General features: G+C 42.6%; 14 protein-coding genes and 1 tRNA gene. 7 read left to right on the top strand and 8 right to left on the bottom strand.

The genetic code is table 11. From position 1 onward, the window contains the following. Positions 1-56 precede the first annotated feature (56 nt). Positions 57-2,051 (top strand): LTA synthase family protein, encoded by a 1,995-nt coding sequence (locus SULKU_RS10700; protein ID WP_013460982.1) that lies wholly within the window; start codon positions 57-59, stop codon positions 2,049-2,051. Between the two features lie 11 nt (positions 2,052-2,062). On the opposite strand, the gene rfbB is transcribed toward SULKU_RS10700, so the two are convergent. Genes rfbB through rfbA form a run of 4 tightly spaced genes read right to left on the bottom strand, consistent with a single transcriptional unit; the run spans position 2,063 to position 5,409 of the window. After that, entirely contained in the window at positions 2,063-3,070 is a 1,008-nt protein-coding gene (gene rfbB, locus SULKU_RS10695; protein ID WP_013460981.1) for a dTDP-glucose 4,6-dehydratase, read from the bottom strand. Further along, the gene (gene rfbD, locus SULKU_RS10690) at positions 3,067-3,936 is read right to left on the bottom strand and encodes a dTDP-4-dehydrorhamnose reductase (RefSeq protein ID WP_013460980.1); all 870 of its coding nucleotides are present in this window, start codon (positions 3,934-3,936) and stop codon (positions 3,067-3,069) included. The genes rfbB and rfbD overlap by 4 nt, the downstream gene beginning before the upstream one ends. Beyond that, positions 3,929-4,522 carry a dTDP-4-dehydrorhamnose 3,5-epimerase gene (gene rfbC, locus SULKU_RS10685; protein WP_013460979.1) on the bottom strand — a complete coding sequence of 198 codons (594 nt, stop codon included), beginning with the start codon at positions 4,520-4,522 and terminating at the stop codon, positions 3,929-3,931. The genes rfbD and rfbC overlap by 8 nt, the downstream gene beginning before the upstream one ends. Beyond that, positions 4,519-5,409, bottom strand: coding sequence for a glucose-1-phosphate thymidylyltransferase RfbA (gene rfbA, locus SULKU_RS10680; protein WP_013460978.1), 891 nt, complete (start codon positions 5,407-5,409; stop codon positions 4,519-4,521). Before rfbA ends, rfbC begins: the two co-directional genes overlap by 4 nt. Positions 5,410-5,516: 107 nt before the next feature. On the opposite strand from rfbA, the gene SULKU_RS10675 reads away from it, so the two are divergent. Further along, positions 5,517-5,593, top strand: a tRNA-Thr gene (locus SULKU_RS10675). A 2-nt stretch (positions 5,594-5,595) separates the two neighbouring features. Here the strand turns inward: SULKU_RS10675 and SULKU_RS10670 are convergent. Genes SULKU_RS10670 through gmd form a run of 3 tightly spaced genes read right to left on the bottom strand, consistent with a single transcriptional unit; the run spans position 5,596 to position 8,845 of the window. Beyond that, positions 5,596-6,915, bottom strand: coding sequence for an exopolysaccharide biosynthesis polyprenyl glycosylphosphotransferase (locus tag SULKU_RS10670; RefSeq protein ID WP_013460977.1), 1,320 nt, complete (start codon positions 6,913-6,915; stop codon positions 5,596-5,598). A 12-nt stretch (positions 6,916-6,927) separates the two neighbouring features. After that, positions 6,928-7,827 carry a GDP-mannose 4,6-dehydratase gene (locus SULKU_RS10665; RefSeq protein ID WP_013460976.1) on the bottom strand — a complete coding sequence of 300 codons (900 nt, stop codon included), beginning with the start codon at positions 7,825-7,827 and terminating at the stop codon, positions 6,928-6,930. Then, positions 7,811-8,845 carry a GDP-mannose 4,6-dehydratase gene (gene gmd / locus SULKU_RS10660; protein ID WP_013460975.1) on the bottom strand — a complete coding sequence of 345 codons (1,035 nt, stop codon included), beginning with the start codon at positions 8,843-8,845 and terminating at the stop codon, positions 7,811-7,813. The genes SULKU_RS10665 and gmd overlap by 17 nt, the downstream gene beginning before the upstream one ends. Before the next feature lie 140 nt (positions 8,846-8,985). Here gmd and SULKU_RS10655 point away from each other — a divergent pair, with 140 nt between their 5' ends. The 5 genes from SULKU_RS10655 to SULKU_RS10635 are packed head-to-tail and all read left to right on the top strand — an operon-like array spanning position 8,986 to position 14,311. Then, complete coding sequence (locus SULKU_RS10655) at positions 8,986-9,759, top strand: ABC transporter permease (RefSeq protein WP_223175448.1); 774 nt, start codon at positions 8,986-8,988, stop codon at positions 9,757-9,759. A gap of 2 nt (positions 9,760-9,761) precedes the next feature. Then, on the top strand, positions 9,762-11,018 hold the full coding sequence (locus SULKU_RS10650) for a glycosyltransferase family 4 protein (RefSeq protein WP_013460973.1): 1,257 nt from the start codon (positions 9,762-9,764) through the stop codon (positions 11,016-11,018). Next, entirely contained in the window at positions 11,018-12,235 is a 1,218-nt protein-coding gene (locus SULKU_RS10645; RefSeq protein ID WP_013460972.1) for an ABC transporter ATP-binding protein, read from the top strand. Before SULKU_RS10650 ends, SULKU_RS10645 begins: the two co-directional genes overlap by 1 nt. After that, positions 12,232-13,425 carry a glycosyltransferase gene (locus SULKU_RS10640; RefSeq protein WP_013460971.1) on the top strand — a complete coding sequence of 398 codons (1,194 nt, stop codon included), beginning with the start codon at positions 12,232-12,234 and terminating at the stop codon, positions 13,423-13,425. Before SULKU_RS10645 ends, SULKU_RS10640 begins: the two co-directional genes overlap by 4 nt. Then, positions 13,415-14,311: a class I SAM-dependent methyltransferase gene (locus SULKU_RS10635; RefSeq protein WP_013460970.1), complete on the top strand. Its 897-nt coding sequence runs from the start codon at positions 13,415-13,417 to the stop codon at positions 14,309-14,311. The genes SULKU_RS10640 and SULKU_RS10635 overlap by 11 nt, the downstream gene beginning before the upstream one ends. On the opposite strand, the gene SULKU_RS10630 is transcribed toward SULKU_RS10635, so the two are convergent. Next, positions 14,308-17,973, bottom strand: coding sequence for a glycosyltransferase (locus tag SULKU_RS10630; RefSeq protein ID WP_013460969.1), 3,666 nt, complete (start codon positions 17,971-17,973; stop codon positions 14,308-14,310). The genes SULKU_RS10635 and SULKU_RS10630 overlap by 4 nt on opposite strands. Between the last annotated feature and the right edge of the window lie 439 nt (positions 17,974-18,412).

Below are 18,412 nucleotides of genomic sequence, written 5' to 3'. Positions count from 1 at the left end.
GATTAATTTTCGGAATTACTAAAGGCTAGATATAATACCGCCTAAAAAGAGTTTCAATGCCTAGAATTCACCCCTTTATTGTCGCTATCGTCAAAATTCAATTCATTTTTTTACTTATTATGTCGTCGATCCGCCTATGGTTTTATAACCATTTTTCTCCGTATGAGGCACTTCCCGAGACGTTGCGCGGCGAATGGCTGTATGCCCTTTGGTTCGGTTTGCGATTGGATTTGAGTGTTTTAGGATACGTCAGTATCGTGTCGCTGCTGATCCTTGCCCTCATGCAACTGGTCCGGAGCAGAAATCGGACGATCCGCCGCATATTAACGGGTTATTTTTGGACGGTTTTTATCCTCATCAGCATGTTTTTGGGTGCCGATATGGCGTTTTATTCCTATTTCGCAGAGCATGCGAATATTATGATTTTCGGTGTGATGGACGATGATACGAAAGCTTTGCTGGAAATAGCATGGAAAAACTATAACATCCCTCTTTTAAGCGTACTGGGAGTGCTATACGGTATTGTTCTTTGGAAGTTGATCACTTTCGTTTTCCGACGCACCGAGGAGGTTAAAACCCTCCCGTTACCCGTTGCGGGGAAGATCGGAATCTATGTCGTGATGATCGCATTGTCATTTTTGGCCGCGCGCGGATCGTTAGGGATTTTTCCGATATCGAAATATGTTGTGGATGTCTCTTCGGACCCATTTATCAATCAGCTTCCCCAAAACGGCGTATTTGCAATCATAAAATCCTACAAACAGTATAAAACAAGCAAATCGAACGATTATAATCTGATCAAGATGATGGGATATGAAAACAATATAACCGAAGCTTTTCGCATCCATCTCCAAAACAGAGAGCTCAATCCGAAAGACTTATTGGGATCATTGCCGCAGCGAACCCGCCAAAACCCCCAGCTTGAAAAAAATCCCCCGAATGTCGTCGTGATTATGGTTGAGAGTTTCGGAATGCCGATCACGCAGTACCAAAGCGAGACGTTTGACATTATGGGGCGGCTCAAAAAACATTTTGATGAAGACACGCTATTTCGTAATTTTGTTTCCGGCTCAAACGGCACCATCAGTTCCATGGAACCGTTTCTTTTAAATATCGCGGCACGGCCTGAGAGTACCTCTTTCGGGCAGAGCAATTATGTACAAACGGCTTTCAAACAAGCCTCTGCGAGAGTCTATCAGTCAAAAGGGTATGAAACCTCCTATGTGTACGGAGGCGATCTCTCCTGGCGGAATGTCGGCGGATTTATGAAATATCAGGGATTTGATCGTGTCGAGGGGAAAGGGGCAATTGTCAGCGCGCTAAAACTGGATGAAACAAAAGCATCGCACAGCTGGGGGGTATTTGATCAGTATGCGTATGATTTTCTCCTCAAAAAACTCTCCGATGCCAAAAAACCTCAGTTCATCTATTTGATGACGACGAACAATCATCCCCCTTATGATATCCCACCCGAATACACGTCCAGACCTCTGGTATGGTCGAGTGGGATGACGAAGCACATGAACGGAGATCGGGCTTTGCTGGAAAAGCGGCTTCATGATTATGCGTATGCGTTGGATATGGCGGGACGCTTTATGGATGAGATCAAAAGTAATCCTGCATTTTCCAATACGGTCGTCGTCATCACCGCCGACAACAACACGATCGAATCGAGTATGAAATACGATGATCCGGTGGCAACCTCAAAGCTGATCCCTTTTTATCTCTATTTGCCAAAGCATCTGAAGCCGGCCGACATCGATACGTCGGTGGCCGGGTCGCATAAGGATATTTTTCCGACACTCTACAATTTAACGCTAAGCAATGCCGATTATGTATCAATGGGAGTTGATCTTCTGGCCCCGCATACACTTCATTGCGGATTTAATGATGCCGGTATTATTATTTCAGACCGTGGGGCATTTGAGGTTGATAAGGCCAAAAATGCGTATCAATCAGAGTGCAATGCGTATTACAAAGCAACGTTGGCCGCGGAGGAATATTTGATCCGTTCCCATTTGAAACAGAAACGGATTGAACAAAAGGATTAAATAAAGCGTTTTTAACGCTCTAAAAACCATTCGACCGTTTTTAGGATACCGGTCTCAAAATTTTCATCGGCTCTCCACCCGAGTTCCGTTTCGATTTTGGACGCATCGATGGCATAGCGGCGGTCATGTCCGGCTCGGTCTTCGACATAGGTGATAAACTCTTTATAGCTTTTGCCGTCGCTGCGGGGGCGCATGGTATCGAGCAGGGTACAGATACGCTCTGCGATCTGATTGTTGTTACGTTCATTGCGCCCGCCGATGTTGTACACTTCGCCGCTTCGCCCTCTGTGGTATGCCAAATCGATCCCTTTACAGTGGTCTGTGACGTACAGCCAGTCGCGGATGTTTTTGCCGTCTCCGTAGATGGGGATATTTTCTCCCGCAAGGGCTTTTCGGATAATGGTCGGGATCAGCTTTTCACTGTGCTGTTTCGGTCCGTAGTTGTTAGAGCAGTTGGTAATGACCGTGTCCATTCCGTAGGTATGGTGATACGAACGGACGATCATATCAGATCCCGCTTTGGACGCGCTGTAGGGCGAATTGGGGGCGTAGGAGGTTTCTTCGCTAAAGTATCCGCTCTCCCCGAGTGTTCCGTACACTTCGTCGGTACTGATATGATGAAAGCGACACCCCTCATACCCGGCTTTAAAGGCAAAAGGTTTTTCCATCCACTGTTTGTAGGCGACGTCGATCAGGGTAAAGGTGCCGTTGACATTGGTTTGGACAAAAATCCCCGGATTTTTGATCGAGTTGTCGACATGGCTCTCTGCGGCAAAATGGATCACCCCTCGGATGTCATACTCTTTGAAAAGTGATTCGACCAGGGTACGGTCGCAGATATCCCCTTTGACAAAAATATGACGGTCGTTGTTTTCAACTTCGGCAAGGTTTTCGAGATTGCCCGCATACGTAAGAAGGTCTAAGTTAATCAGACGGATATCGGGGTATTTGTCGAGAAAGTAGGGGACGAAGTTGCTTCCGATAAATCCGGCGCATCCGGTGACGAGAATGGTTTTCATGACTTGGCTCCTAATTCTTCTAAACATCTACACAGAGAGTCTTTCCAATACGGGATAGTGATGCCGAAATCGTTTTTGATTTTTGATTTGTTCAGCAAACTGTAATGGGGGCGTTTCGCCTGTGTCGGATATTGGTCGCTCGTAAGCGCCTTGACGTCACACACGATACCTGAGAGTTCAAAGATCGTTTTGGAAAAGTCATACCAGCTTATGGCTCCCTCATTGCTGTAATGATAGATTTCGGGAGATTCGTTACTGATTTTCGGCAGGAGTTCCAAAACGGTACGTGCCAAATCCTCTGCATAGGTCGGCGTCCCCACTTGGTCATAGATGACCCCCAGAGTGTCGCGTTCTTTTCCGAGTCTGAGCATCGTTTTGACGAAATTAGTGCCGAACGACGAATACACCCATGACGTTCGGATGATAAGTGTATTTGCAGGAGCCGTGGCCAAAATGGCGTTTTCCGCTTTTTGTTTGGTTCTGCCGTAGACCCCCTGCGGATCGGTAGGATCGGTTTCGACGTAGGGACGGTAGTTTTGTCCGTCAAAGACGTAATCGGTTGAAATATGGATCAGGGCCGATTTTTTGATTTTGGCGATTTTGGCCAGCATACTTACGAAACGGTGATTGATCGTGTCCGCAAGCTCGGGTTCGGATTCGGCTTTGTCGACGGCGGTATAGGCTCCGCAGTTAATGATGGCGTCAAAGCGTTTTCCGTCGAAATAATCTTCCATTTTACACAGGTTGCCCAGATCCAGCGTCTCTCTGCCCGAAAAGGTAAATTCATACTGCGGGTATAAACGGCTCAGTTTTTTGATCTCGGAACCCAATTGCCCGTTGGCTCCGGTGACGAGTATACTACGCATGTGCACTCCCTGTTTGAGCATAGAGGTCTTCGCTAAAATCAAAGAGATCCGCCGCATTTAAAAGAGGCTGTTCGGTATCTTTGGGTGAGAGCTGCAAATCGGAGTGATTGACGTGCCAGTCGATACCGATAGAGGGATCGTCAAATGCGATTCCTCTGTCGCATTCGGGGCTGTAGTAATTATCGACTTTATAGGCAAACGTACACGTTTCGGAGAGGACGACGAATCCGTGGGCAAAACCGCGCGGAATGAACAGCTGGCGTTTGTTTTCGCCTGAGAGGCGAACGGAGACATGACGGCCGAAGGTCGGGGAGCCTTTGCGGATATCGACGGCGACATCGAGGACTTCCCCGTCGATGACACGCACCAGTTTGCTTTGGGCGTGAGGCGGGAGTTGATAGTGAAGACCGCGCAGTACCCCGTATGAAGATTTACTCTCATTGTCTTGACAAAAAGGGATCGTAAACCCTAAAAAAGCTTCGAGTTTGTCGGCACGAAACGTTTCGACAAAATAACCGCGTTCATCACCGTGTACTTTCGGATCGATGACGATAACATCGGGTATCTCAGTGCGTGTAAATATCATTCGCCGATTTTTCCTTCGTTTGCTCTGCGTATCAGGTACTCGCCGTATTGGTTCTTACTTAAAGGCTGAGCGAGGTTGAGAAGTTTTTCTTTCGAAATGTATCCCATTTCATACGCGATCTCTTCGATACAGGCTACTTTGAGCCCTTGTCGGTTTTCGATCGTCTGGATAAACATACTTGCTTCTAGCAGGGATTCATGGGTTCCCGTATCGAGCCATGCGTATCCTCGCCCCATCAGTTCCACTTTGAGATCGTTTTGAGCCAGATACGTCTGATTGACGGTTGTGATTTCGAGTTCTCCCCGCTTTGAGGGCTTGACGTTTTTGGCAATCTCGACGACGCTGTTGGGATAAAAATACAACCCTACGACGGCGTATGAGCTTTTCGGAACGGCCGGTTTTTCTTCGATGGAAAGGGCATTTCCCATTGAGTCGAATTCGACGACACCGTAACGTTCAGGATCTTTAACCCAATATCCGAAGACCGTCGCTTTATTCTCTTCGGTGACGTTTCGGACAGATTGTGCAAGCAATCTGGTGAGGCCGTGTCCGTGAAAAATATTATCGCCGAGCACTAAACAGACATCATCGGACCCTATAAAATCCTCACCCAGGATAAATGCCTGCGCCAAACCGTCCGGTGAGGGCTGGATACAATACGAGAAACTCATCCCTATATCGCTTCCGTCCCCCAGAAGCTCTTCAAAGCGGGGAAGATCGTGAGGCGTGGAGATAATGAGTACTTCACGGATTCCGGCAAGCATAAGAACCGAGAGGGGATAATAGATCATCGGTTTATCATAGATCGGGACTAACTGCTTGCTGACCCCTTTTGTAATGGGGTAAAGCCGTGTACCGCTTCCGCCGGCTAGGATAATCCCTTTCATTTACGTCTCTTTTCTGCGTTCATTTTAAAAATTATAACATAGTTCAATTTTGATGCCGCATATGGTTTTTTTAAGGAAAACCCGAATATAATTGCGCTCTCCAAATCGCCGGCATAGCTCAGTTGGCTAGAGCAATTGATTTGTAATCAATAGGCCCGGGGTTCAAATCCTCGTGCCGGCACCACCTTAAACAGCACCTTCTCTACGTAAAACCACTTTAACCGTTTTCATCAAAATAACAAAGTCAGTCCAAAGATTCCAATTGCGTACATACCAGACATCTAGGGAAACCCGGCTGGAAAAATCGACGTCGCTTCGACCTGAGACTTGCCATAGTCCTGTTATTCCCGGTTTTACGGCTAAAACCATCGGAAGTTTTTTACCGATTTTTTGCTGCTCTTCGCTCATATACGGTCGAGGCCCGATCAAGCTCATCTCCCCTTTGAGAACATTAAAAATCTGAGGCAGTTCGTCAAGCGAACTCTTACGCAGAAAATGGCCGATTTTTGTGATTCGGGGATCATTTTCGTATTTATGGTAGATTGCATAATTTTGTATCTCTTCGGGATGGCTTCGGAGATATTCTTCCAAGATGGGATCACCGTTTTCATGCATCGTACGAAACTTATAGCAGACAAACATTTTTCCTTCACGTCCCATCCGGTTTTGTTTAAACAAGACTCTCCCTTCCGATTCCTCTTTTTTAATCCGTAAAGCGATAATGATCATTACCATAAGGGCAAACGGGAGCAAAAGCAGAGAGAGTAAATAGTCGCTTGAATCTTTGAGTATCCGATTCAACGGATTGAGAAGTTTGTTTTCCAGGACGATCAGGTTGGTTCGGGCGTTGAACAGATGGATAACATACGAGTCGGTAAAGTCATAGCTTTTGACGAGAGGGATAAAAATCACCTCCTGATTGCGTTTGACACTTTGATCCAGAACCGTTTCAATTTCTCCGACCTGTCGATAATCGGACGCTATAAAAAGGGTTTTCGCATGGTTGATATCCCCTTTAACGTATCCTAAATAGGGGTTTTCAAAGACATGTTTTTCAAAAAAAGGATCTTCTCCCAGTATGATCGCCTGACGTCTCCATAGCCCCATTTTGTAGAGCCATCGTTTCACGAGAAATTTTTCCGCAGGGATGAGTATGAACATGAGAACGAAAGAGATGATCAGGATAAAACGGGAGTAAAATTCTGTCTCTTTTTGCAGTGCAAGAACGGCCAATGCGACTAGACAAGCGACTAAAAGGGCTTTGCCGATCCGTTTGTGTTCCTGCCAAAAATCGAACCGCTTTGTATAAATCCCCTCAAAATAGATTACAATGAGGACGATTCCGTAAATTAGATACAATTGTAAATAAAGCGCGATGTCGGGGGGAGGCGGGATAGTGAAAAAGCCGCTGAATAGATGGCGTAAATAAAAGGCTCCGGATAAGGATACGAGAATGGCAAGAACATCGAAGCAGACGAGCAAAAATCTGGCGAAAGTCTCTTTCAACGGTATCCCTTTTTAAAGCGAAGAAGCATTAATCATCCAGCGGATCGTCTCTTCCATTGTATGGCGGGGTTTCCATCCGAGATTTTTCAATCGGGTATTGTCGCCTCCCAGCCGCTCGATTTCGTTAGAACGCACAAATGTGGGATTGGTACGAATTTCCAGTCGGTGAGCTGAGGCTGATTCCGCCATTTCGATGATTTCCCGAAGAGAGAAGACTTTACCTGATCCGATATTGAATATCTCGGATGAGACAGCAGATTCGGCTAAGACGAAGTAAGCTTCAGCAACATCCCGAACGTCGCTGAAATCGCGGTAAACATCAATATTCCCGAGCTCCATTGCCGATTTTTTCTCCCGATAATGTGCCGCAATCTTCGGTATGACGAACCGTTCGGCCTGATCGGCTCCGGTATAGTTGAACGGACGGGTTAAAAGAATCGGGAGGCGGTCAAAATAATTCCGTGCCATCTGCTCCATTGCGTACTTGCTCAGGGCATAATGCGACAGAGGCTGAGGACATATCTCTTCGTGGATTGCTTCGAGGGGGATATTTCCGTACACATTACTGGTACTCGGCAAGATGACTTTTTGATACGGCAGCGCATGCCGAACCAAAGCATCTAACAGATGGAGTGTCGCAAACAGGTTTACATTGTAAATGTCTACCGAATTCCCATCCGGTACAAAGGTAATTGCCGCAAGATGAATAACGGTATCGGGGCGTACGTGCGCGATGACCGCATCAATCTGATCGGCTTGGGTAATATCGCACGTATAGATACGATCTCCGGATGTTTTTCCTAAAACCGTACCGAATACTTCATACCCGTGCGATTCGAAAATGTCACGGATATATTTCCCCGTAAAACTCTCGATCCCGGTTATCAACAGCCGTTTAGAAGCTGAAGCCAACGGTATTCCTTCGTAAATCCTCTTTGACCATCATGGCGCATAGCTCTTCGAGTGTGGTCGATGGTTCCCATCCCAGTTCACGTTTTGCTTTTTCCGGATTTCCGATCAAAAGTTCTACTTCGGCAGGGCGATAAAACTTAGGATTGATACGTACGACGGTTTTTCCGCTGGCGGTGTCGACACCGATTTCGTTTTCCCCTTCTCCCTTAAACTCCAGCTTAGTCCCGACCGCTTTAAACGCCATTGTGACGAAATCACGTACGGTCTCGGTACGGTTGGTTGCGAGTACATAAGTATCGGGTTCCTCGCATTGGAGCATACGCCACATCCCTTCTACATACTCTTTCGCATATCCCCAGTCGCGTTTAGCATCGAGGTTTCCAAGTTCCAGAATATCTTGTTTTCCCAAAGATATTTTAGCGACGGTATCGGTGATTTTTCGGGTTACAAACTCCCGTCCGCGCAGCGGGGATTCATGATTGAATAAAATACCGCTGGCAGCAAATATGCCGTAGCTTTCACGATAGTTGATACACATCCAGTGCGCATACAGTTTGGCGACGCCGTAAGGGCTGCGCGGATAAAACGGTGTTGATTCCTTTTGAGGAATTTCCTGAACTTTTCCGAACATTTCCGAGGTACTGGCTTGGTAGAAACGAATTTTCGGATTAACGATGCGGATCGCTTCGAGCAGATGTGCCGCTCCCAGACCCGTGATGTGTGCTGTGGCGAGAGGCTGTTCAAACGAAACCCCTACAAAACTTTGCGCCGCGAGATTATAGATTTCGTCAGGTTGAATCTCCATGACCATGCGGATCGTATTGGCTTGATCAGTTAGATCGTATTCTACAAGATGCAGATTGGGATGAGACTCGATCCCCAGCTCTTCGATACGCCAAAAATTGACGGAACTGGTACGGCGGAATGTTCCGTATACGTCATATCCCTTTTCCAATAAAAGTTCAGCTAAATAAGCACCGTCTTGACCTGTAATTCCTGTAATAATTGCTTTTTTCACAAATATACCCTTGGTATTTCATCTTAAGTACAAAAATTATAACATGAAAGATGCTCACATGCACACTATTTACAAAACGGGTGGCTTTTTTTAACGCAATACTGATATAATAACTTTTCAAATATTAAAAGGTTATATGATTGAAATATAATATAATGCTGGCGTTCAGCTTTGCAAAAAGAGACTTTAAGGAGCGTTATGTAGGTACAGGATTGGGACGATTTTGGTATATCCTCTCACCTATTATTACTATTCTCATTTATACGGTTGTCTTTTCTGATTTTATGAAAATGAAACTTGCTATTGTAGATAATAACTATTCGTATAGTATTTATCTTGTCCCCGGTCTTTTGGCATGGACCTCTTTTAGTACTATTTTAATACGTCTTAACAGCTCCATTTTGGACAAAGCAAACCTTATCAAAAAAATCAGTGTTCCCGCCTATGTGTACCAGATTAGTATTATAATCACTGAGTTTGCTCTCGTTCTTCTCTCCTATACATTAGCACTTATATTTTTGTTTATTGTCCAACATCCCATCACCCTTACTTTTTTGTATCTTATCCCAATTCTTTTTTTACAAACGGTATTAGCTTTTGCTTTGGGTGTCATTTTCTCACTTTTTACGCCGTTTTTCAAAGACTTCAAAGAAGCAATGCCGGTTGTTATACAGCTTTGGTTTTGGCTGACGCCAATTGTATATATGAAAGAGATGCTTGCCAATAAATATCCATTTCTTTTGACCTACAACCCATTTTTTCATTTTGCCAATATCTATCAAGAGATTTTTCTCTACGCAAAAGCTCCTTCGCTTTATGATGCAGCCATGATTACTGTTATAACCGTATTGCTGCTTATTTTAGCGGGTTATTTGTACAAAAAAATGATCGTAACTATCAAAGATATTCTTTAAATATGCCAATCTGTATCTATTTAGATTGTACACACACTTACAACTCAGGTCTAGGCACAGGCATCCAAAGAGTTGTAAAAAACATAGTACGTCATATTCCCATAGTTTCAAAAGAGACGAATTGTGAAATTGTTCCTGTTATCTTACACGCAGGTAACTACTATAAATTTGATGATTTTCCGATTGGTAACAAAAAAAATAATGAGCTCAAACTGATATTCAAAAAAATATACACGACAACACGAGCATTTTTAGATTTTATATTACCAAAGAAACTAGGACAATACTTATATGCACCGACTTTGGGTATTGTCTTAAATAAATTCACAGACAAACTTCTTTTTTCAAAAAAAATAGACCCAACTAAAAAAGTTACCATAAATTCAAACGATATTTTGCTCCTCATCGATTCGACATGGCTTTACAACAATTATAAACTATTTGAAAAACTTAAACAAAAAAATGTCAAAATCGTAGCGCTTATTTATGACATTATCCCTATAGCGCACCCTGAATTTTTTACGATTGATTTGATTGCTGCACAAAAAGAGTGGTACAAAAAAGCCATCCCATACATAGACGGCTACATAGCAATCTCTAACACGGTTAAAGAAGAGCTATACGCCTATATCAAAAGTACCATTGACCCTTATATGCCAAAAGAAAAATTCGACTATTTTTACTTAGGTGCTGATTTCGCAACAGAATATGACGAGACAAAGGTTTCGCAAAGCTTCAAAAATAACTTCTATAATCCAAATACCTATATCACGGTTAGCACTATTGAGCCACGTAAAAACCATTCTTATATTCTAGATACGTTTGACACTTTATGGCAAAAAGGTGAAGATGCAGTTTATATTATGATCGGACGCAAAGGGTGGAAGACAGAAACACTCATTGCCAAAATTCAATCTCATGTCAACTACAATAAAAAACTTTTTTTGATTGAAGACGCAGATGACAACGCACTCATCTACGCCTATAAACATGCAAAAGCCCTCATATTTGCTTCCCATATCGAAGGTTTTGGTCTTCCCATTATCGAAAGCATGTTTTATAAGCTCCCTGTTCTAGCTTCCGATACACCGATCCACAGAGAGATAGGGCGTGATAAAATAGAGTATTTCGACTTATCCGATTCTGAGGCTTTAGTGAAGGTAATACAAGCCAAAAAGCTCAGGTCTGTAGAAGAATTCACTTGGCAAGATTGGCATAAAAGCACAAAAGATTTGATTCTAAAAAGTAGAGAAATATAATGAAAAAAGTTCTGGAAGTAAAAAATATTACCAAGATTTACAAAATTTACAAAAATAATTTTGACAGAGTCAAAGAAATTTTTAGTAAGAGAAACTTCCATAAAGAGTTCGTATCCAACAAAAACATAAGTTTTGATTTATACGAGGGTGAGACGCTTGGCATAATTGGAGTCAATGGCGCAGGTAAATCTACTATACTAAAAATTATAGCCGGCGTCATCGAAGCGACCTCTGGCGAAGTACTTAGACATGGTAGAGTAACGGCACTTTTAGAACTTGGTACAGGCTTTCATAGTGAGATGACTGGGTATGAAAATATTTACCTAAATGGGACGCTTATTGGCATGTCAGAGCAAGAGATAGCCCTCAAGATCAGAGACATTATCGCTTTTAGCGAACTGGGCGATTATATTTATGAGCCTATCAAATCATACTCATCGGGCATGAGTATGCGCCTCGCATTTTCTATAGCCATTTTTTCGGAGCCGCAAATTCTTATAGTCGATGAAGCTCTCAGTGTAGGTGATGCACACTTTTCTGCAAAATGCACAAGAATGCTCAACGAAAGAAAAGCGGCAAATATGAGTATTATTTATGTATCGCACGACCTCAATTCTCTCAAACTTCTTTGCGATAGAGTTATTTTGCTTAACCACGGCGAAATTGTAAAAGAGGGAGATGCTGAAGATGTTATTAACAGCTATAACTTTCTTATCTCAAAGCTCAACGACCATGAAGAAAAAATGAGTATTAAAGACGGTGTAGAAAGTTCTTTCGGTACTTTTGATACAGAAATTACGAATATAACGATACGAGGCGAAAATTCCAACTCAAATGTTATAAGTTCAGGTGAAAATGCACTCATAGAGCTTTTTATATATTCTAAAAAAGAATTGCACAACATGACTGTAGGTATTATGATTCGAGATAGATTCGGACAAGATATTTTTGGAACGAATACATATCATCATAAACTCAATATAAATTTTAGAGCAAATACACACGCTATTTGTACCTATAAGCTTCCACTCGACTTAGGCAGCGGTAACTACAGTATCACAGCAGCTATCCATTCCGAAGACACACATTTGAACAACTGCGCACATTGGTTGGATAACGCAGCCGTTTTTGAGGTCGCAGGTATACAAGGGGAACATTTTGTAGGAGTTTGTAAACTCAAACCGCAGATCTACTTTAGAGAAATACCAAGCAAATGATACTTTTTATAGATATTTCTTCATTTCTCAAAACCCGACTTATAACAGGTATTCAAAGAGTTATTAGAGAGTTTCTATCCAGAGCAGTTTGCGATACGTACGATCTCAACATTCTTTATTATGATGATCACACCCAAACATACAAACGTTTAGACAAGCATGAGATCAAAGATTTTATGCAAGATATCAAAAACTATCAATTTCGTACGCAATCAGAGATAGATTTATTTGATATTTTAATTATACGGGAGAAAATTTTTTTAGATATAGATTCTGTTTGGAATTTTTCACAGAAAAGAGATGAACTATACAAAAGACTTAAGCAAAGTAACTACAAAATATATAATTTTATATACGATTTGACACCTCTTTTATTGCCTGATTTAGCGCGAGAAATAACAAAAACGAACTTCCCGTTATTTATAGAGTCAGTATTTGAATATACGGATTTTGTATTCTTTGATTCACATTCGGCAAGAAACGATTTTTTTGCAATGAAGCAGCAAACAAACCACACAAGAAAAATCGCCTCAATGGTTATCCCTTTAGGTTCAGATTTTTTGATTCCAAAGCGTTTGAATCACACTACGTCAATCCCGCTTATATCAAAAAAATATATTTTATTTGTAGGGACGATAGAACCGAGAAAAAAACAGCCGCTCGTACTTGAAGCTTTTGAAGGATTACATGCGCGATATTCCGATTTGCATCTGGTTTTTGTAGGTGCTATAGGGTGGAATGTAGAAACATTTATACACCGTCTTAATCTTCATCCTCTCAAAGATACTTACGTGCATCACCTAACCGACGTTGATGATGTGACGCTTGATATCTTGTATCAGAATGCTTTTCTTGTGACATATATTTCAAGCTACGAAGGCTACGGGCTCCCCGTAGCCGAGTCATTACAATACGGCAATATAACCATAGCATCAAAAAATAGTTCTTTGATAGAAGTAGGGCAGGATTATGTAGACTATATCGGGCACGATACAAAAGAAGCGCTAATCGATATTATCTCCTCGTATCTTAACGATACGGTACACTATAATCAAAAAAAATCAGACATTCGAAAAAACTATAAACGTCATAATTGGGATAATTTTTACGATACACTCATACAGACTATACGTCTTAGGACAACTCAGAACGAGCGAATAATAACTGCAAAGGGATACGATGAACGATAGTTTTTACAAAAGTTTTGAAGATACACACAGAGGCTCCCGAGAATCTATAGCTAAGAGATTAGAAGTGTATCTTCCCTTTATTTTACCTTTTAAGAGCATAGAGGAAGTGCCTTTGTGCCTAGATTTGGGGTGTGGACGAGGAGAATGGCTTGAACTAGTAACCTCACACGGTTTCAAAGCAAAAGGAATTGACATGGATGCAAATATGCTTTCCGAATGCCAAAAACGTTCTCTTGATGTACTATGCGCCGATGCGATAGCCGCACTTGATGACGTGAAAGATGCGTCAGTTTCTATCCTTTCAGCTTTTCATTTGATAGAACATATACCCTTTGAACAGCTTACAAAACTTGTGCAATCCTCTATGCGAGTCTTAAAAGAGGGTGGTTTGCTGATTTTAGAAACGCCAAACCCCGAAAATATCATTGTTTCAACGGTTGATTTTTACATCGATCCGACACACTCAAAGCCATTGCCGCCGATGCTTTTAGAATTTTTGGTGCAGCTCTGCGGCTTTTCAAAACAAAAAACTCTCCGTCTCCACGGTTCAAATGCTCTGCTAAACGACTCAAATCAGATCTCTTTGATGGATGTTTTAGGCGGAGTAAGCCCAAACTACGCGATAGTCGCTCAAAAACACGCTTCGGAAGATGTTCTCGAACTTTGCAATGAACCTTTTACGAAAGAGTATGGCACGACGCTCACCCGGCTTGCGCTACGCTATGACGAAAAATATGCTGCCAAATTCCACGAACAAGACAGACAATTATCAAATATCCTGGCAAGAATTCATCATCTGGAAATCACGCTCGACGCCATTTTCAAAAGTAAATCATGGCGATATACCGCATGGCTTCGCAAGCTTTCAAGCTTGCTCAAGTCTTAGCCTAATACGATGTGTTCAAGCCATTGCGCACTTTGACTCCAGCTTAGAGCGTGTATGCCTGAGGGATAAAGGACTTTACCCATTTGGTATCCTATGCTCCACTTCTCGATAGCCTCCGCCAATTCACTTGCATTTCTACTAGTGAAATAAATGGCAGACTCTTGGGCTACTTCGCGAAACACATCTATATCTCGTATTAACATGGGCATGTTGTACTTCGCAGCTTCTATAATTGGCAGTCCAAAGCCCTCAGCGTAAGAAGCCAATAAAAGTCCGTTACATTTTTCATAGAATATTTCTAAAAGTTCGTCACTCGCATCATGAAACCAAAAAAGTTTTTTATTTAGCTCTTGATGTGACCTAATACGTTGTATAACCGGCTCAACCATCCAGCCTTGTTTACCGACTATGAGCAGTTTATTCTCGCCCCCCTTGCTCCATAGTAGGTCGAACGCATCTAAAGTTTCCTCATATCCTTTTCTAGGTTCTATCGTTCCTACCATTAAAAAAGTATTGTCAAAATTCAGTGTCTTTAAAAGTGCCGATTGCTCTTTGGTTATGCCGCTGCTGCTGATGCTGTTCGCTACATCCGCACCAAGGTGAAAATAGGTCACATCTGGCACATTATCGTGGATACCCCGCGTAGAAATGTACTGTTCGACATCTTTTTGGGTCGACTTGGATATACACAGCAAGGTATCTGATATTTGGACAATATGTGCAAGCCATCCGCTAAAAAGCTCAAAAGCACCTTTAGGCCACCACTCAGGATGCAGCACAGGCAAGATGTCGTACACTACAAAGCTTATTTTCACCCCCGCACTTCGCATTTTCCGTAATCGTTCTGCAGCAAATACGCTCTCTTGTAACGACAAATCCAGCCCGACAAAAACATCTCCCTTGCCGTACTCAATTTCGCAGTCGTCTTCATACGTGCTTGCAGCTTCCAATAAACGGCTTGTAAAATTCCTCGCATACACATAAGTACCGTTTTCATAGTACACTGGTTCCACACGATAGCGATTCGATTGATTTTTGATGAGTTCGCTCACGAGTGAGCGTACGACACGCTGTATCCCCGTCTTTACATCTTGCTTGACAAGCTCCGATATATCCAAAAACATCTGCATCTGCAAATGCGGACGAAAATTTTTTGCCAAAGCTACGGCACATTCGTTCAGATCATCATTACCAGCATTAAACGCTTTGCTCAAATCTATCGCATCATGGATAAGCATGTTATGTCTAACATAGCGATTTTTTTCGTAAATGCGCTCGATAGCTTCTCTGTATGCATTGCCTGTTATCGCGGGATCGTGATATTTTTGTACGTAGGTATAGCCTTGCATCGCTTTGGCATCGCGAAATTCTTTATCTTCAAATAACTTCTCAAAAGCCTCAGAAAGCTCTTGTACTCTGAATTCGTCTTCAAGTTTGACGCAAACATCTTCGCCATAATCGTTCATCGTCCCGTGCGCATTCAAAATCGTCGCTTTTTTATGTGCCATTACATCCAGAACGGTTCCTGAAGTTTCACCTCGTGATTTTGTTCGCAGCTGTACCGCAATATCCATAGCCTCCAAATAATCTTCGTAGGCTTCATTATCAACAAATCCAGTGATTGTGATTCTCTCGCGTGCTGTACTTTGCTTGATTCTTTGTACGATGTTTGCACTATAGGCATCATCGCTTTTGGCCCCGACAAACACCAGTTTGCATCGCGGATTTTCCGCAAGACTCGATTGCAAAAATCCTTCCAACGCTTTTTCATTGAGTTTATGTACCCCCATAAACCCAAATGAACAAATCACAAATGCGTCCATTTCTATTCCCAGTTTTGTCCGTGCCGCTCTTTTTGCCACACCCTCTTTCAATACTCTCAGATGCGGGACGACCTCCCAATCACGTGAATATCCCGTGCCGTAAAACGTTTCCCCCAAATCTTTTTGATAGGCCGAGTGAGTGATCACACCGACGCTCATATCAAGTATCTCTTTGTTGCACGGATATTCCCAACCGCACTCTTTCGGATTCTCTTTTTGTCGCAAGAGTGCCTTGTACCCGTGTGAATAGTAGAGTGATGCAGGGTATGCCCCCGGTATTCCGCCATAATGATCCAGCCATCCTATAGCGCCGCTCATATAAAAATCGTGCGATACCACGATGCCGGGGCACTTTTCCAGTAATCCAAACATATACGCATGAAAATGCGAATTCCCAAAATGATACACACTCCGTGCAAAAAGAGAATGATTTTTTAAGAACCATTCGCTTCCTTGCACGATAAGCCCCTCGGGCACTCTCTTTTTCTCATAGTGTGCCTGATCGGTGATAACGGTTACATCATAGTGCTTCAGCATCTCAAAAAGCAGCTCGGCGCTATAGTCCGCTATCCCTGTTTTTTCACCTGGCAAAGGCGAGATATACGCAAGTTTTTCTTTTGTCGCTGCGGTGATGTTTTTGCATCCTGGCACCTTCTTCGCGGAAGATACAGCCTCTTTACATGCCAAAATACTTTTCGCTGCACATGTTTCTATACGGTATTTCTGACTCTGCACGAGGGAATTTTCCCTTAACTGCGCGCGAAATGCTTCATCATACAGCCCTTTTTCCATCTTATCGCACATTTCTTGTGCATCTCTTGGATCGAACAGTGCTTCGGATATCTCAATAATCTCTTTTATACTGCTGTTATTGGAGCCTATGACAGGTGCACCGCAGCGCATCGCTTCAAGTATTGGCATCCCAAATCCCTCGTACAAAGAGGCAAATACAAATAAATCGCATAGATTATAAAGCTCCATAAGCACGTCATCGCTTACATATCCGCTCATAATAACACACTCTTTTGCCACAGCGAGTTTCTGCACGTATGCTGATATCTCTCGCTTTTGCTCCTCATTCACGCTGCATACGATGAGTAATTGGCATGTTTCTTTAGTTATTTTAGGCAAAAGAGCATACGCCTCTATAATCCCCTCTATATTTTTTCTTTTATCTATTCCGCCCGTATACATGATAAATCGGTTATCTATGCCGTACTGTTTTAGCACGGCCTCTTTGCGCTCTTGAGTGATATTTTTTTCTGCAAAAGTCCCTTCGACGTCGCATCCTATTGTTATTATCTTTTTGGGATTTATTTCAAGTAAACGCACTGCATCACTTTTTGAATGCTCCGAGATTGACAAAATCACATCCGCTTTTTTCAAAAGTGCCAACCGTTCGAAGTACCAAGCCTCCATACGTGGATCGTTCAGATACACATCGCGCATCACAAGCGGTATGAGATCGTAGAGTATAACCACATTGATACAACTATGGCTCAGAGTACACACGCAGCCATCTGCAAAACCTTCGAATAAATTGATGACAAAAAATACATCGGCATTCGTCTCATCGACGCTTTGTGCTACGATTTTTTCACCTAAACGGTAGCGATAATGACTACTTTCGATTCGGTATTGGCTCCCTTTGGGCAAAAAGATGCTCTGCGTCTCAATAGATAGCGTCGTAGCATCCAGGTTATCGTTAAACAGTGCCGTGACGGTGTCAGTCGCAGGGAGCTGTTTGAGCATTTCTTCTAAGAGTGCCGTCCCGAACCTCCCGATCCCTCTATGTTTGTTCAGTCCGCATAGCCCCTGTGTGTCAATTGTGAGCTTCATCTATTCCCTTTCGAAGTTTTGAGTATACGCGTTTCGCTCTTTTCCCGCAAACACCCTCTTTTTGCACCATTTGTGGACGTATATACAACATATTTTCGCTGAGTCGACGCATCGGCATACTAGAATGCATAATGGTTTTGATAAAGCTCTTGAGTCGTGCATGTCTATGTAAGTACGCAAGGATAAAATGGATCAAACGTGATTTAATAGTTTTTGGCATATCCATCCCTATTATTTATTGAAATAAAATATTATTTTAGCGTATTGATCCTTTAGCAGCGACGAATATTACAATGTCGTAATTATAAATACTGATATTAAACATTGATTATAAAAAAAGTGTGAAATCGTTTTTTTTTCCAACATCCGGAGGAAACCGTAGCTTTAGGGATTGCAGGGGAGAAGGTTATCTTTTGGAATCCTAAACAGGCTTTATCGG

Source organism: Sulfuricurvum kujiense DSM 16994 (genome assembly GCF_000183725.1).
GTDB classification, from domain to species: Bacteria; Campylobacterota; Campylobacteria; order Campylobacterales; family Sulfurimonadaceae; genus Sulfuricurvum; species Sulfuricurvum kujiense.
This window is presented reverse-complemented; position numbering and strand designations above follow the sequence as displayed.